We start from the raw sequence: 16509 nt of genomic DNA on the forward strand, positions 1-16509 counted from the left end.
TGAGCGAAAGGGGAGTACTCACTGTGAGCAAGCTGTGGGGAGGACGTTTTACAAAACAAACCAATCATTTGGTTGAGGAATATACGGCATCGATCAATTTTGACAAAGCTTTGGCTGAGGAAGACATTCAGGGTAGTCTGGCCCATGTAACGATGCTGGGCAAATGCGGCATTCTTCCGGCGGAAGATGTGGAAACGATCAAAGAAGGTCTAATCACTGTTCTGCACAAAATCCGTGCGGGCGAAGTGGAATTCTCCGTATCAGACGAAGACATCCACATGAACATTGAGAAAAACCTGATCGAAACGATTGGCCCTGTAGGCGGTAAATTACATACAGGCCGTAGCCGGAACGACCAGGTTGCAACGGATATGCACTTGTATCTGCGTGAGCGCGTGGTTGGCTTTGTAGGTATGCTGCACTCCTTGCAGGAAGCACTGATTGGACAAGCCAAAGATAACCTCGATACGATTGTACCGGGTTATACGCATCTTCAACGTGCACAGCCCATTCTGTTCGCCCATCACCTGATGGCGTATGTATCCATGTTCCAACGGGATGCGGAGCGTCTGATGGACAGCTACAGACGCATTAACATCCTGCCACTGGGCGCAGGTGCGCTCGCAGGCACAACATTCCCGATTGACCGTCATTTTGTGGCGGAACAACTGGGCTTCGATGGGGTTTACGAGAACAGTTTGGACGCAGTAAGTGACCGTGATTTCATCGTTGAGTTCCTGGCGGCAGCTTCGCTGATCATGACTCACTTGTCCCGTCTTAGTGAAGAGCTGGTATTGTGGAGCAGCACGGAGTTTGGATTCGTTGAACTGGACGATGCATTCTGCACAGGCAGCAGCATCATGCCTCAGAAGAAAAATCCAGACGTTCCTGAACTTGTCCGTGGTAAAACAGGACGTGTGTACGGCAACCTGATCGGCTTGCTGACGGTACTGAAATCTCTTCCACTGGCATACAACAAAGACATGCAGGAAGACAAAGAAGGCATGTTCGATACGGTAGCAACGCTGGAAGGTGCACTTCAACTGTTTGCTCCAATGATCGCGACAATGACCGTGAACAAGGATCGTATGCGTCAAGCGGTCAACCAGGATTTCTCGAACGCTACGGATATTGCCGATTTCCTCGTAGGCGAAGGCTTGCCTTTCCGTCAGGCGCATGAAGTCATTGGTAAAACAGTGCTGTACTGCATCCAGAACAGTAAGTATTTGCTGGATCTGACGATCGATGAATTCAAGCAGTTCTCACCGCTGTTCGATGAACGAATCTATGACGTACTGCAACCAGAAGCTGTTGTGAACGCTCGTAATGTTTACGGCGGAACAGCTTCGGGTCAAGTCGCCGAAGCCATCGCACGCAGTGAGAAGGTACTGGAGATTACCGAGCAATGGATTACGAACCGCGGTTAATATCACGGTTACTATAGGTATTTGTACAGATACGCCAGTACAATAAAGAAGCAGGCCAGAGAACTTTGTTCTCAACGGCCTGCTTTTTTGTGTTTTACAGCAATATGATGTGGATCATTCCAGCTCCATAGCAACGGAAGGTTGTTTTGTCATCGGAGTACCAGCCTTCATTATCCGTAGTAGCTCCCAATGTCCATTAGTCCCGCTTTGGCAAAGGCAACCATCTCAATACATCTTGAATCTTCGCATCCCAGTAGCCCCACTCATGTTCGCCAGGTCCTTCCTCGTATGTCAGTTCGAAGTCCGTCTGTTCACAGGCTTGACGGAAGGTTTGATTATCCTCATACAAAAAATCTTCCGTTCCGCAGCATTGGTAGAGCAGAGGCCGCTGAGGTTGGCTCTCTTTTAACAGATGAATCAGATCATTCTCAGTGCCTGCCACCTGTGGTCCGAAAATCCGTTGTAGCTCAGCCTGTTGCAATGCTGAGGATGCGTTTCTATCCATATGTGCAGACATATCGAGTGCTCCAGACAAACTGGCAGCTGCCGCATATTGCTCTGGTTTACGAAGGGCCAGCTTAAACGCGCCATAGCCACCCATGGATAATCCAGCAACGAAGTTATCCTCACGCTTTGGCGATAGAGGGAAGAAAGAGCGAGCAAGTGTAGGCAGTTCTTCGCTGATAAACGTCCAGTATTGTCCGCCTTCGACCATATCTGTATAGAAGCTGCGATGTACCTGCGGCATAACAACGGCGATTCCCAGATTTGCTACATAACGTTCAATTGATGTGCGACGCAGCCAGATGGAATCATCATCCGATAGACCGTGTAACAGGTACAGGGTTGGGTGAAGACCTTTGCCGGTCACGTTCTCCATACCGATCTGATTGTGGGTTTGTTGCGGGAGAATGACATGCATGCTGGTACTCAGCCCAAGCGTATCGGAGTAAAAATCACATTTAATAAGTGCCATGAGTATAAGAAACCCCTTTCATAAGTTCGTTAACCAAGTGTTTTTGACTTGTGAGAATGAGCCGGGATTGCTCCCTAATAGCTTTTAAGTGTCCATATGTAACAGGTTATACGCATTGCGCGTGCAATGCAATAACAAGATGCACTTTAAGAAATCATGCAGGATTATCTCTAAATTGTAAGGTAACATCAGGCTAAGCCGGGTGAGTGGCATGGAGGGAAAATCAACATTGTTACGACGTTGTTTACAACGTAACAATGTTATGTTACACTGATTTCACTATAAAGGGGGACCATATATGACGGATGATTTGATCTCCAAGAAAGAACTGCTGGACCTGACAGGAATCTCCTATGGCCAGTTATACCGATGGAAGCGGAAAAATCTCATTCCGGAAGAATGGTTTATTCGAAAGTCGTCCTACACCGGACAAGAGACCTTTTTTCCCAAACAACAGATTTTACTGCGCATTGACAAGATTCTCAATATGAAAGACGGATTATCGCTGGATGAGCTGGCAGACGTGTTCTCGCCTACGTTGGGTGAAGTAGAGATGTCTGCACAGCAACTGTTAGAGCGAAACATTGTTTCACAAATCTCGCTGGATCTGTTGAAAGAAGCAGCTCAGGAACAACCGCTATATGCTTTGGAGCAGATCATGATGCTCTACGTCCTTGATAAGCTGTTAATGAGCGGAGATATTACTCGGCAAGAGGGTGCGTTGCTGATCGAAGTGATGTCCGAACATTATTATCGTTTTACAGGCAAACCCAGCGAACTCGTGCTTATTCGTAAGATGGGTGTTCCTTCATTCATGCTGGTAACAGCAGGAACGGAGTTTTATTTTGACAATGGTGTGAAAGTGGTTCTTAGGCAGCCGATGGGAACATTTATGGAAGAATTAAAACTCAAATTGGGATAAGGAGTGGATCATCTATGGAAGAGCGGAATAAGCGGAATGATCTGAATGTGGCGGGCATAAGTCAAACGGCAGGCGGGAATTTTCACCGTGTATCTATTGATGGCATGGCTAAGGTGAACGGTAACCTGGACTGCACCTCTATGGAAGTGAATGGAACATTGAAGATGCACGGCGCTTTAAGCTCCGAGAGTGCAACGATTAACGGCATGTGCACGTTGAATGGGCCTTTGACCAGTTCTCGTGTTCGGGTGGATGGCTTAACTACAATTAACGGAGATCTCCATAGCCCTGAGCTTGAAGTGAACGGAAAGTGTACCGTACGTGGAAGAGTGGATGGGGAACGAATTGATATTGGCGGTGTGATCGATATTGAAGGGGATGTCCAATGTGAGTCCCTGAATGTACAGGGCAATATTAAGATTAGCGGCTTACTGAATGCGGGAACAGTGGAGATCAGGCTGCATACATCTTCTTCGGCTAAAGAGATTGGCGGAGAGCGTATTGATATTCGTCGCAAGGAGCAACAGAATGGATTTTGGAAAAGTATTGGCCTGGGCGGGACTCCATCATTTAAGACATCCTTAATTGAGGGCGATGAGATTGTGCTGGAAGATACCGAAGCTGATATTGTTCGGGGGAGTAACATTTTTATCGGTCGCGGCTGTAACATCAGGCTGGTCGAGTATTCAGGTGAACTTGAGGTAGATCAGGATGCCAAGGTGGGCAGCAGTCAGCGAATTTAAATTTTGGATATGGAGAGAAAGGGATGGGATCGACATGAATAACAATCCTGGGCGTTCTTTGGACAAAAAAGTGGATATCAGCATCGTTGGTGACGGCAGTTCTGCTGGGGGCGTGTACGGCAAGGTCAAGGTCGTAGGGGACGCATCCTTCAACGACAATTTATCTTGTGATCGATTCAAATGTACGGGTACATCGGTCATATACGGATCGCTTGAATCCACAGATATTAAAATTACCGGAACCCTTACTCTGACAGAGCGAGAGGCCAGCAACGATGTTGAGGATGGAATCCAGGCACCTGGCATGCATGCCAAAGCTGAGCATATCAAAGTGGTCGGTGAGCTTCATCTGTCAGGGGATTGTCAGGCGGAAAATATCAAGCTGAACGGACGGTTGACAATAGCCGGGATGCTCAGCGCTGAACAAATGACACTCAAAATCATGGGTCCATCCGAGGTCAAGGAAATGGGCGGTTCCATCATCTCGGTGAAGAGTGGCAGGTTAAATGACTTGTTTACGGGGAATAAATCAATTCTCAAGGCACAGATTATCGAAGGTGACAATATTGAATTAGAAAATACCGAGGCCGAGATTGTACGTGGCGATAAAATAAAAATCGGTCCTGGCTGCCGGGTCGGTACAGTGGAATACCGTTCATCTCTGCAAATTCATCCGCAATCGGAAGTTTTGCTGCAAAGCAATCGGTCCTTGGACTGATTAACGAAAACTTCTTTTCGGATATACTAATGCAGTCATATGAATAGAGCGTGAATGGAGAGATTGAGTACAATGGTTGCACGTAAAAACAGTATTGGATTGGTGCTGGCAGGGTTACTGCTCAGCATACTAATGGCTTCGATGGATAATACCATCGTGGCAACAGCTATGGGGGATATTGTTGGGAAGCTGGGTGGGCTCGACAAGTTCGTCTGGGTTACCTCCGCGTACATGGTGGCTGAAATGGCAGGGATGCCGATATTCGGTAAGCTATCCGATATGTATGGACGGAAGAAGTTTTTTGTATTTGGTATTATTGTGTTTATGCTTGGCTCAGCGCTGTGCGGAACGGCAACGTCTATTGTGGAATTGACGATGTACAGAGCGATTCAGGGTATTGGTGCGGGTGCCTTGGTGCCGATTGCCTTTACGATCATGTTTGATGTCGTGGCACCAGAATCTCGTGGTAAATTGGGTGGATTGTTTGGAGCGGTCTTCGGTCTGTCCAGCGTCTTTGGACCACTGCTTGGTGCTTATATTACTCAGTATGCGACATGGGAATGGGTATTCTATATCAACCTGCCACTCGGCTTGATTGCATTTGTGTTTATTGCATTCTTCTACAAAGAGTCTCATCAGCATCAATCCCAACAGATCGACTGGCTGGGTGCAGTAACGCTGATCGGCGCTGTAGTGTGTTTGATCTTTGGTCTGGAACTGGGCGGCAAAACGTTTGCCTGGGGTTCGTGGCAGATTCTTGGCTTGTTTGCCGGATTTGTAGCACTAGCGCTACTTTTCCTTTTTGCAGAAACAAAAGCCAAAGAACCAATCATCTCCTTCGGCATGTTCCGCAACCGGGTCTACTGGTCCAGTAACGTTATTGGGATGTTCAGTGGTGCGGCGTTCATTACAGCATCCGTGTACATTCCGATCTTCATACAGGGGGTACTTGGTGGCAAAGCGACCAACTCAGGTCTTGTGCTACTGCCCATGATGCTTGGGTCCGTTGTGACGGCGTCCCTGGGCGGGGTGTTGATGACCAAAATCAAATATCGCAATATCATGATCCCTACGTTGGCCTTACTTGTCATTGGACTTGGATTGCTGACTACGTTGGATGAGAATTCATCCCTTTGGACGATACGTATCTACATGGTGATGGTTGGTCTGGGTGTCGGTGCTTCGTTCTCGGTACTCAGCAATGCAGCCATGAACGCATTTGAACCGCAAAGACGCGGTGCGGCGAGTTCCACACTTAACTTTTTGCGGTCCCTCGGCATGACGATGGGCATTACGATCTTTGGTATCGTACAGAGCCAGGTATTTACGCGTAAAATGAACGATGCTCTCGCTGGTTCAGCTGCGGAAGCAGGCGGTGTTTCAGCCGGTGGCGTGCCTCAGGGAGTGGATCTGACCGATCCACATGCGTTGCTCTCGCCAGAACTCAGACAGGCGATTCCGCCTCAGGTGCTGGATAGCATCACACATGCTCTATCTTCTTCCATCGTGCAGTTATTTGCCTGGGCTGTAATTCCGGCTGCACTCGCGTTGGTCGCTTCCTTCTTCATGGGAAAAGAGAAGATGGTTGTAGGCGAAGAGCAAGGCGAATACACAGGCGGTCACTAAGCCGTTATGCAGTAAACCGTAAGTTACGGTAGTAAAGCCGATCTTAGCTTGGTAAAACTCCAATAACTTATCTTGAAATTGTAGAGACACACTTCTCGCTTTTCCTCAAAAAGGACGTGAAGTGTGTCTTTTTGTTTTCGTGTGATCAGCTTATGCTTATCCATGAATTACGGCAGGACCTTGTTTGTACCATTCCGTGATCTGTAAGTTGTCGGTTGCTTTGAAAAAAAATTAAGGCTGTTTCGTATCGCTGATCCCGTCCTCAACCACAGAAGGTTCTTGTGGATCAGGCAGGCTGCTATGACCTGAGCGGGCAATCAGACGACTTTGAGCTTTGTACGTGTCCCGTGTAATCGTTTTGGATTCGACCACTTTGCCGTCCAGCCTCTTGGTTCTTACCGTCTCCACAATATATCCAGGCTGTCCGTCTTGCAGCACCTGCTGTGCACCATCAGGCAGTACCGTACTGGACACATATTTTACCGGAACACTTAATGTTTCAATGGTGCGAGATTCAAGTGCATAGCTGACATTCTCCGGGAATGTGCCGAAAAATTTCACCATCAATTGATGGTTCTTCACCTCTGCATGAATGAGTAAGGATTTTCCGGTGTTGTTCTTGAAGCGAAAGTTGATGGCTCCGGAGGCAAAGGTGGCATCCAGTCCTTTCGGTAAATACTTGACCGGCAGGGAGTGGTTGCGACGCTCAATAATATCAAGACCCGTCAATAGCGCTGCGTTATACACTGTACTTGATACCTGGCAGATGCCACCCCCAATCCCGGGGGTCAGCCTTCCATTCACAATGACCGGGGCCTCACGAAACCCATACTCCTTTTCAGCCTTACGGATGACCTTCTCATAATCGAATGTGGCATCTGGTGGCAAAATCATGCCGTTAATTGCTTCCGCCGCTGCGCTGACATTATGTATCCGGCCTTCACTACTATTGCCCAGACCCGTGGAGAACTGGATGATCTTTCGGTCAATGCCTTCTTTGCGTAGCGAATCAAGGGTTACTTCAGGCTTTAGCGTATACAGTGGTACCTGGATCAGCAGTGGGGCAGGTTTCTCATTCGGGCTCAGTACACTGAAATCCCTGTGCAGCTTCGTCTGAATGAGATTTGTGAGTGTATCCCAATCAATCCGGCGGACACCCTTTTCCGGGATATACTGCACTTTGTCACTTGCGGTAATGCGTCGAACAGCGTCCGCAGGTGTACCGAAGGTTTCTTTTTCCCAGGCAGGGCTGAGATGTTCGTGAAGTGGTTGTAAGTCGTAACTCATATCAAGAGAGAACTTTTTCGGAAAATGATAACGTGCGTAAGCACGTTCCCACAGGTTACCTTTCTCCAGCTGCTGTATCGCGGATTCAAAGCTTTTAACGTTGTAGCTCACCCCCACCTGAGCTGCGGTATACGACATCGTCTGGGGGTTGGGTTCAGTCACTTCAAAGGTGACAGGCCAGTCCTCCAGCTTTTGGATCTGTTCATGCAATTCATGCAATACGTTCTTGCGATTCTTCCCCTCCAACAGCATGCCGCCAACATGAACATCTTTGGGCAGGGCAGGTTGATTCACATACATATACAGCAATCCATAAGACGCGGAGCCGATCAAGAGGATGGAGAATAGAACAATGACCGTCAGATGTATTTTTTTCATAACCGTACGCTCCTTTATACTTCAGTTGTTCCCGACTTTGTAACACTTTCTATATATATGATCCAATGCAGGAAAACTTTCGGGTACTCAATAGGTAACAAATTTGTTACAATAAACTTCATATGAATCCATGCTTCACCATCGAAACAGGAACGAAGTGGATTTTTTCCTGATGAAATTCAGGTCTTTTTAAAGGAAATGCCGGGATTGTGTCGAAATGATAATGGCTAACTATGCGAGCAGGAAGTGATGATGTGATAGAAATGCAGGACGTGTGGAAGACCTACGCCAATGGGACCCACGCATTACAAGGGGTGTCGGTGAAGATCGACCGCAATGAATTTGTCTATATCGTCGGTCCGTCCGGCGCAGGTAAATCGACATTTATGAAATTGATGTACAGAGAAGAAGTTCCGACAAAAGGACAAATATCCATTAACGGATTTAATATTGGTAAGTTGAAGCCAAGAAAGATTCCTTATGTGCGTCGTAACATCGGCGTTGTGTTCCAGGATTTTCGTCTGCTGCCACGGATGACAGCATTTGAGAATGTGGCATTTGCGATGGAAGTTATTGAAGCGCCGAAGCGTCATATCAAAAAACGGGTGATGGAAGTGCTCGACTTGGTGGGACTGCGGAGTAAGGCAAATCGCGAACCTTCACAGCTCTCGGGTGGAGAACAGCAACGTATTGCCATTGCAAGGGCTATCGTCAATAACCCGTCGGTTATTATCGCGGACGAGCCTACAGGGAACCTCGATCCGGAGACGTCATGGGGGATTATGCAACTGCTGGATGAGATTAATTTCCGGGGGACAACCATTGTTATGGCGACCCACAACAAAGATATCGTAAACACGATGCGTAAACGGGTAATCGCCATTGAACGTGGACAGATTGTACGGGATCAGATGAGAGGGGAATACGGTTATGAATTTTAGTACTCTCTTGCGCCATCTGCGGGAGGGATTCAAAAACGTATTCCGCAACGGCTGGATGTCTGTGGCCTCCATCATGTCCATCATTGTATCGCTATTGATTCTTGGTGTGTTTATGTTGCTGGTGCTCAATGTGAACTCCATGGCGAATCAGGTTGATAGCCAGGTGGAGATCAGCACGTTCCTCGAACTGAATGTGGACGAGAACCTGCGTAACACACTGGAGCAAGAAATCAGCGCGATGCCTGAAGTAAGTGAGATTCGTTTTGTTTCCAAGGAAGAAGGACTCAAGGAGTTCCGTGAGCGTCTTGGAGAGAGTGCAGATAACGTGCTTAGCGGTTTCGATGTGGACAACAACCCACTGCCGGAGACCATTGAAGTTGAGGTCATTGAACCGGAAACCGTCACTTTTGTGGCGCAAAAAATCGAAGCTTTGAACGAAAAACACCCGGAGAAGCCGATCATGAAAGTGAACTACGGCAAGGAAACGGTGGAAGTGTTGTTTAAATTTACGAAACTTGTTCGTAACATCGGATTTATTTTTGTCGGGGGACTGGGTCTCATGTCCATGTTCCTGATCTCTAATACGATTCGCGTAACGATTCTGGCACGTCGCCGGGAGATCGGAATTATGAAGCTGGTTGGCGCAACCAATACCTTTATTCGCTGGCCTTTCTTTATTGAAGGTGCACTCATTGGATTTATTGGATCGGTCATTACGGTTGGGGTGCTGTTCGTTGGATACAGCCAGTTGATGAAGACGATTGGTCAGGATGTCTTCATGCAGATGCTTAACTTGATTCCGCTCGGCGAAATCTGGTTGCTGTTTGGAACACTGTTGATTGGACTCGGTGTGCTGGTAGGTATTTTGGGAAGTACACTGTCCATTCGGAAATCACTCAACGTTTAATTTTGTTTTCAACGATCAAATTGCAGAATATGTCGAAAAGAATGGTAAAGCAGGTTCATTAATGGACGCTGTTTGACGATATGTAGGAAAGACGGAGTCTTTTAAGATTGAAGAAAGCAAAGAACATGCTGTTCACCACCTGTGCAGGTTGCTTTCTTGTGAAATCATAGGATGGGGGATCATCATTTTGAAAAAAACCGCTTCGCTGCTGGCCTTTACGTTATTGGCCAGTTTGACGCTTCAACCTTCTGACGGATATGCCAAGAGTAGCATCAGCGATATTGACCAACAGATTCAGCAACTGGAGAGCAAGGCGGCTTCTGCCAAGCAGGAGCAAAAAAAAGCGGCTTCCAACAAAAAGGAAGCACAGCATTACAAGAACAAAACCAACGCTTATCTGAAGGTTGTCATGGAACAGATCAATGTCGTTAGTGATGAACTGGCGAGTGTATCCTTGCAGATCGAGAACACGGAGGAAGATCTCCGTACAACGAAAAAAGATCTGCAAGCGGCAGAAGAACGCATTGTTGCAAGGGAAAAATTGTTGGAGTCACGCGTGCGCCTGATGTATACGGACGGTGCTGTATCCTATCTGGATGTATTGTTGTCCTCTACTAGCTTCACTGACTTCCTGACCCGTGCGGATTCACTCAAAACGATTGTGGATCAGGATCAGCATCTGCTGGATGAGCACAAAGCGGACAAGCAACTGGTCGTGGACAAAAAGGCAGAATTGGATGTGCAATATGCGGAAGCCAAGAGCCTGTATGCACAGAAGAAACAGCGCAAGTCCCAATTGAATGAAAAAGAAGCGGAAAAGCAAGTGCTTCTCGCTTCATATGATGCTAAAATTGAAGAGTCAGAAGAGCTGACACAAGAGCAGGAAGATGTATTAATGCAGATTGCCAGCAAACGTTCGGCGCTTCTTCAAGAGAAAAATAAATTGCGTGAACAGCAGGCAGCCGCCGCAGCCAAAGCAAAAGCCGCAGCAGCGGCTCGGGCGAAAGCAGCAGCCAAGGCGCCAACCAGAGTGAGTTCGGATAGTAGCAGTGAGGTCACGTATTCATCCGGTAATGGTATCTTTTCAAGACCGGTATCTGGAGGACGTATTTCTTCTCCATTCGGCCCCCGTACCCATCCAATTACGGGCGTAGTAGGTAAGATGCATGCAGGTGTCGATTTTGCTGTTCCTCAAGGAACTTCGGTTCACGCTGCTTCTGGCGGAATCGTGATCATGGCTGAATGGTATAGCGGTTATGGCTATACAGTTATTGTGGACCACGGCGGTGGACTATGGACGTTATATGGTCACTTGCGCGAAGGTGGATTCAAAGTCAGCAAGGGAGACACAGTAAGCAAAGGGGATACCATTGCTGAGTCAGGAAATACAGGGAACTCTACTGGACCTCACTTGCACTTTGAAGTGAGAGATAACGGTACCGCTGTAAATCCGATGAACTATTTGTAATTATTGCTCCATCGTTCGAATGGAAAAAACATATTCCGTACAAGCTAGACATATAATAAGCTGGCATGTTCAGGGAATGGATTCTGGCAACAATGGAATCGGACACGCTTCAAAACTAAAGGCGGTGACAAACGGATGATGAAGAAAAGATCGGCGCTACTGCTTGTCATTGTGGGTCTCCTGGGTGGTAGTTTGCTAACCCTGGTACTAATGACTTACCCGGGAATAGCAAACCAAACCACAGCTGGCGAAGGTTTGCTGGCTAGTGTAACCGGCAATACACAGCAGAAGAACGATTTGAAAAAGATTGAAACTGCGATGGATTTGATCTCAAGCAACTATTATAAAGACGTGGATCAGACCAAATTGATTGACGGTGCGATCAACGGCATGATGGAATCGCTTGGTGATCCGTACTCCAACTATATGGGGCAGGAAACGGCTGCTCAGTTTGAAGAGTCGATCGAAGGTTCATTTACCGGTATTGGCGCAGAGGTATCCTCACAGGATGGAAACGTTGTTGTTGTTTCCCCGATCAAAGGATCACCTGCCGAGAAAGCGGGTATTCGTGCCAAAGACATGATTATGTCAGTCAACGGCGAATCCTTGCAAGGTTTGGAACTGAACAAGGCTGTCAACAAAATCAGAGGTCCCAAGGGCAGTGAAGCGAAGGTACAGGTCAAACGTGCCGGATCTTCCGAGCTGATTGAATTTGTGATTGTACGGGATGACATTGATCTGGAGACCGTATATGCTCACATGGAGGATGGTGGAATTGGCGTTATTGCCATTACTCAATTCTCTTTGAATACAGGCGATCGCTTCAAGGAAGAGTTGGCGAAGCTTGAGAAGCAGAACATGAAGGGTCTGGTCATCGACGTACGGAATGACCCAGGCGGTGTATTGCAAGTTGTTATTGATATTGCTGAACAGTTTGTTCCTAAAGGCAAGGTTATTGTGCAAGTTGAAGACAAGAACGGCAAAAAGGAACAAAGCAAGTCCAATGGATCAGCCAAAGCTTATCCAGTCACAGTCCTGATGAACAAAGGCAGTGCGAGTGCTTCGGAGATTTTGGCCGGTGCATTACAACAGTCAGCAGGTGCGAAGTTGATTGGTGAAAACTCCTTTGGTAAAGGAACCGTGCAGACGAGTTATGACAAGCAAATGGGTGACGGCAGCTTGCTGAAGATCACCATTGCCAAGTGGCTCACTCCGAACGGAGACTGGATTCATGAAAAAGGAATCAAACCGGATATTGCGGTAGACCAGCCGGATTATTTCTCGGTGGCACCGATTAACAAAGAGAAGTTACCACTAAAATATGACAGCAATAGCACGGATGTGAAAAGTGCGCAGACGATGCTGAGAGGACTCGATTTCAAACCGGATCGTGTGGATGGATACTACGACCAGAAGACGGAAGAAGCGGTCAAGGCATTCCAGAAGCAAAAAGGCATTCAGGCTACAGGCCAGATTGATGAGAAAACCGCTGAATCACTGGAAGCGGCTCTGATTGAACGTATTGCCAATCCTCAATATGATGCACAGCTGAAACGCGCGATCGAAAATGTCTCAAAGGATATTTCGTCCGCTGTGTCGAAGCCATAAAGAAGGCTGATTTTCAGCCTTCTTTTTTTCTGAACCGGCTGAAAGAGAGGGGTGACCGACCACAATGGAATGGGTATGGCCGTGGTTAACTACATTAGGGGAAGCTTTGTTGCAGTTGTTTATTCAGCCGTTTTATTATATTGCGGTGATCCTGATTGCGCTGATCTATCATCGTCAGTTACTGCAGGAGCGTAAATTGTTTCATGTTCGTTTGCAAAGCTCGATAACACAGACGATTCGTGCCGTGCTCGGAGGCATACTCATTGGTACCATCGTCTCGATTGTGTCCCTATTCCTCGGTGCACATCTTACACTGGGAAGTCTGATATGCATATGGGCTGCAACGCTAGTTCTATCTTTGTTCCGCATCCGGTATCTGTGTTTTGCTTATGCAGCAGGGTTACTGGGTGTGCTGCAATTTGGTTTAAATCTGGCTTCAGGCTGGCAGCCATCGGGTTGGATGGGCAGTATCACGGAGGCACTACGTACCCTGGATATGCCTGCACTGCTTGTCCTGGCGGCGCTTCTACATATGGGTGAAGCCCTGTTGGTACGCATGCAGGGGGTATCGATGGCATCACCACTTCTCTTCGAGGGAAAACGCGGGAAACTGGTTGGTGGATATCAACTGCAACAGTTCTGGGCCATTCCTCTACTGATTCTTGTCCCTGTCACAGGCAGTGGCGCGGAACTGGCTTGGAATCCACTGATGAATGCAGGTCATAGTTATATGCTGGTTGCATTGCCGATTATGCTCGGATTTGGTGAGATAACGCAGAGTATGCTTCCGGGACAAAAGGTGCAGATCTCATCAAAGCGGTTGATGATATACGGGGCAACTTTGCTCGTGTTCAGCTTGCTTGCTGCATGGTGGTCTCCACTCATGGTGGTTGCTGCGCTAATTGCATTTATTGGACATGAATTTCTGGTATGGTACAGCGCGTTTGAAGAGCAAAACCGGAGTCCGGTATTTGTCCATCCGCAGCATGGGCTGAAGGTATTGGCTGTTATTCCGGAGAGTCCTGCTGCAGATTTGGGGATTGAAGCAGGAGAGACCTTGTACAAGGTGAATGGTAAGTTGGTTCATTCACCAGAAGAGTTACATCGTGCCTTGCGGATGAACCCGGCTTTTTGCAAACTTGAGGTGCGAAATCACCAAGGAGAAAGCAAGTTCATGCAACGAGCGATCTATGAAGGGGAGCATCATCAGCTTGGGGTCATTATGGCACCGGACAATCACGAGGTTTGGGCGATACGGTTACGTCCACTGACACTGTTCCATGTCATTAATCTCAAATTGTTTGCCCGTCTGAAAAAACCACAAAGGGACGAAGCTCCATTGGCGTTACCGCCAGCCCCAGTTCCCAGTGACAAAGGGTCTATTGAGATGTAACTAAGCATACATGATGAAGTATGTTCCATAAATCAAGCAATGAAAAAGGTATTTCCTAACGCCGTCACAGGCAAGGGAAATACCTTTTTTGTTATTGTTTTAACATAAAGATGGCGATTTGAGTCCGATCACGCAAGCTCAGCTTGCCGAGAATATCTGTGACGTAGTTTTTGACCGTGCCTTCACTGAGGAACAATTTGGCGGCAATTTCCTTATTGGACAACCCCTCCGATATGGCCTCGGCAACCGCCAGCTCCATACGTGTCAGTCCATAGGCTTCGATTGGGTTCTGTGTCAGGGGAATCGCAGCAGGACGAAGAAGGCCTGCCAATTTGCGGGCTATATCCGGATGAATTAACATATCACCGTTATGTACGGTCTTGATGCCTTGAATGATCCGCTCCGGGGGAACGTTTTTGAGCAAATAACCGCTTGCTCCATTCTGTAATGCCTGAATAATATACTCGTTGTCGTCAAACGTAGTCAGCATGAGCACCTGGATTTCAGGAAAACGTGACTTGATGCGTTTGGTACCTTCAACTCCATCACATTCCGGCATCCGAATATCCATCAACACCACATCCGCAGGTGTGCTTGCTTCAAGCAATTCCAACGCTTCCTGTCCATTTGAGGCTGTGCCTGTAACGCGAATGCCGGAGTCCAGTCCGAGCAGCACTTTCAGGCTCTCACGAATGAAGTAATCATCGTCGGCGAGAATCAGCCGAATAAGTGGGAGTTGGCCTGAATCATTCTTGTTGTTGACATCATTCCGTTCGGACATGAGAACATTCACTTCCTTTTTTCAGAGTATATCCATCTGGTTCGTTAATGGAATGCGTGTAATCACTGTATACGGATAAGCCGATTGAATCTCCAGAACTCCTCCCACCATTTGTGTGCGCAGAAGCATGCCTTCCTGTCCTATGCCATTTCGCTTGGAAGAATGAGGATTGATTTTGCCATCATTACTCACACTCATACACACTTCTGGATCCCCGAATACCAGCTCCACAGTGATCGAAGAAGCATTTCCATGTCGCAGGGCATTGGTCAGGGCTTCTTTGGCATTTTTGTATAAAACGATCTGTATGCTGGGATACAGCACATGGGATGGGCCATGAACTTCATAATTTGTCTTCACGCCGGTATCTCTGCCCACTTCCTCTAGGAGACGATCCAGCGCGTAGGCCTCGGATGCATAGGAATTAGGTTGCAGTTTGTGCAGTGTGCTGCGCATATCATCCATACTATCGGCCAATTGATCGCGAATCTGTCTCACCATTTCCGTTCCTTGTTCCATATTCAGGGGAAGGGTCAGCAGGGCGGCTTCCGACATCATTTTGGTGCGAATCAGTCGATGCCCGATATCGTCATGAAGCTGTCTGGAGATACGGGTACGTTCCTCTGCCTGAGCCACTCCTTCAAGTTGCTTTGTAAATAACAGGAGCTGTGCACGTGCTTCTTGTAGTTCGTAATGTTTGCTGCGGAGCTCGTCATAGACTTGTTCCAGTTGTCCGCGGCTGCTTGCCGTTCTTGATCCCTGCCAGGACAGAGCCGCTGTGATGAGCAGAAGCAGGTTGCCGAGAACCATCACAGTTGTCTCTGCGGAGAGTAATGTAGTGGCGGTTGTATTTAGTGTGGTTAACCCTGGCTGCGGTGCCTGTGGGACAGCATAATGCCAATGCAAAGCGACATTGTTAGCGACAAGCTGAATTGCAAACATCAACCATCTCCGATTTCCCTCCAGTCTGTATATATACACGTAGAGCACGGATAGAGAGAGGAATAGCAGAAACGGTCCATACGAAGCAATCAGCCAGCAGCTCCAGAGTATTTCGGCCAGAAGCAACAGCCATTGCTGTGTACTTGAACGGTTGAAATCTTTCCACACGGAGAGTCCAAGCGCGATGATGATATGCAGGGTGTAGACGGCTTCGTTTTCCAAGGGCAGCATCAACATGTACAGCACGGCTGGAACGATAATTAATCCGTATTGCAGAAACCGCATCGGCATATGTAAATGACATCCTTTATATAAAAAGTGGAGTAGAAAATCTCTTGGTAATGCGCCCTTGATTATACCATAAGCAGCATTCGAATCAGGAGATGACTTAA

At 47.5% G+C, this 16509-nt stretch carries 14 protein-coding genes; 10 read left to right on the plus strand and 4 right to left on the minus strand.

Annotation, left to right across the window (positions count from 1 at the left end):
* The first annotated feature begins 23 nt into the window (after positions 1 to 23).
* Positions 24 to 1427 (plus strand): argininosuccinate lyase, encoded by a 1404-nt coding sequence (gene argH / locus FE296_RS04425; protein ID WP_150364356.1) that lies wholly within the window; start codon positions 24 to 26, stop codon positions 1425 to 1427.
* A gap of 196 nt (positions 1428 to 1623) precedes the next feature.
* On the opposite strand, the gene FE296_RS04430 is transcribed toward argH, so the two are convergent.
* Positions 1624 to 2403 carry an alpha/beta hydrolase gene (locus FE296_RS04430; RefSeq protein WP_150364333.1) on the minus strand — a complete coding sequence of 260 codons (780 nt, stop codon included), beginning with the start codon at positions 2401 to 2403 and terminating at the stop codon, positions 1624 to 1626.
* A gap of 298 nt (positions 2404 to 2701) precedes the next feature.
* On the opposite strand from FE296_RS04430, the gene FE296_RS04435 reads away from it, so the two are divergent.
* From FE296_RS04435 to FE296_RS04450, 4 genes are all read left to right on the plus strand, one after another.
* A complete protein-coding gene (locus tag FE296_RS04435; RefSeq protein ID WP_150364334.1) occupies positions 2702 to 3325 on the plus strand; it encodes a YhbD family protein in 624 nt (207 codons plus the stop codon).
* A 14-nt stretch (positions 3326 to 3339) separates the two neighbouring features.
* Positions 3340 to 4068, plus strand: coding sequence for a polymer-forming cytoskeletal protein (locus FE296_RS04440; RefSeq protein WP_150364335.1), 729 nt, complete (start codon positions 3340 to 3342; stop codon positions 4066 to 4068).
* A 34-nt stretch (positions 4069 to 4102) separates the two neighbouring features.
* Positions 4103 to 4786, plus strand: a complete 684-nt coding sequence (locus tag FE296_RS04445; protein WP_150364336.1) for a hypothetical protein — start codon at positions 4103 to 4105, stop codon at positions 4784 to 4786.
* A 72-nt stretch (positions 4787 to 4858) separates the two neighbouring features.
* Positions 4859 to 6412 (plus strand): MFS transporter, encoded by a 1554-nt coding sequence (locus FE296_RS04450; protein ID WP_150364337.1) that lies wholly within the window; start codon positions 4859 to 4861, stop codon positions 6410 to 6412.
* Positions 6413 to 6643: 231 nt separating this feature from the next.
* On the opposite strand, the gene FE296_RS04455 is transcribed toward FE296_RS04450, so the two are convergent.
* Positions 6644 to 8077 (minus strand): VanW family protein, encoded by a 1434-nt coding sequence (locus FE296_RS04455; protein WP_150364338.1) that lies wholly within the window; start codon positions 8075 to 8077, stop codon positions 6644 to 6646.
* Between the two features lie 254 nt (positions 8078 to 8331).
* Here FE296_RS04455 and ftsE point away from each other — a divergent pair, with 254 nt between their 5' ends.
* From ftsE to FE296_RS04480, 5 genes are all read left to right on the plus strand, one after another.
* On the plus strand, positions 8332 to 9018 hold the full coding sequence (gene ftsE / locus FE296_RS04460) for a cell division ATP-binding protein FtsE (protein WP_024631580.1): 687 nt from the start codon (positions 8332 to 8334) through the stop codon (positions 9016 to 9018).
* Entirely contained in the window at positions 9008 to 9925 is a 918-nt protein-coding gene (gene ftsX, locus FE296_RS04465) for a permease-like cell division protein FtsX (RefSeq protein ID WP_091013078.1), read from the plus strand. The genes ftsE and ftsX overlap by 11 nt, the downstream gene beginning before the upstream one ends.
* Positions 9926 to 10112: 187 nt before the next feature.
* Positions 10113 to 11393, plus strand: a complete 1281-nt coding sequence (locus FE296_RS04470) for a murein hydrolase activator EnvC family protein (RefSeq protein ID WP_091036424.1) — start codon at positions 10113 to 10115, stop codon at positions 11391 to 11393.
* A gap of 135 nt (positions 11394 to 11528) precedes the next feature.
* On the plus strand, positions 11529 to 13001 hold the full coding sequence (locus FE296_RS04475; protein ID WP_074096593.1) for a S41 family peptidase: 1473 nt from the start codon (positions 11529 to 11531) through the stop codon (positions 12999 to 13001).
* Between the two features lie 64 nt (positions 13002 to 13065).
* On the plus strand, positions 13066 to 14394 hold the full coding sequence (locus FE296_RS04480) for a PDZ domain-containing protein (RefSeq protein ID WP_150364339.1): 1329 nt from the start codon (positions 13066 to 13068) through the stop codon (positions 14392 to 14394).
* Between the two features lie 91 nt (positions 14395 to 14485).
* Here FE296_RS04480 and FE296_RS04485 read toward each other — a convergent pair whose 3' ends face one another.
* Together FE296_RS04485 and FE296_RS04490 are read right to left on the minus strand one after the other, a co-directional pair.
* The gene (locus FE296_RS04485; protein WP_150364340.1) at positions 14486 to 15175 is read right to left on the minus strand and encodes a response regulator transcription factor; all 690 of its coding nucleotides are present in this window, start codon (positions 15173 to 15175) and stop codon (positions 14486 to 14488) included.
* Between the two features lie 21 nt (positions 15176 to 15196).
* The gene (locus FE296_RS04490; protein WP_150364341.1) at positions 15197 to 16408 is read right to left on the minus strand and encodes a sensor histidine kinase; all 1212 of its coding nucleotides are present in this window, start codon (positions 16406 to 16408) and stop codon (positions 15197 to 15199) included.
* Positions 16409 to 16509: the final 101 nt, after the last annotated feature.

It is taken from the genome of Paenibacillus sp. UASWS1643, from assembly GCF_008693195.1.
Lineage (GTDB): Bacteria > Bacillota > Bacilli > Paenibacillales > Paenibacillaceae > Paenibacillus > Paenibacillus amylolyticus_B.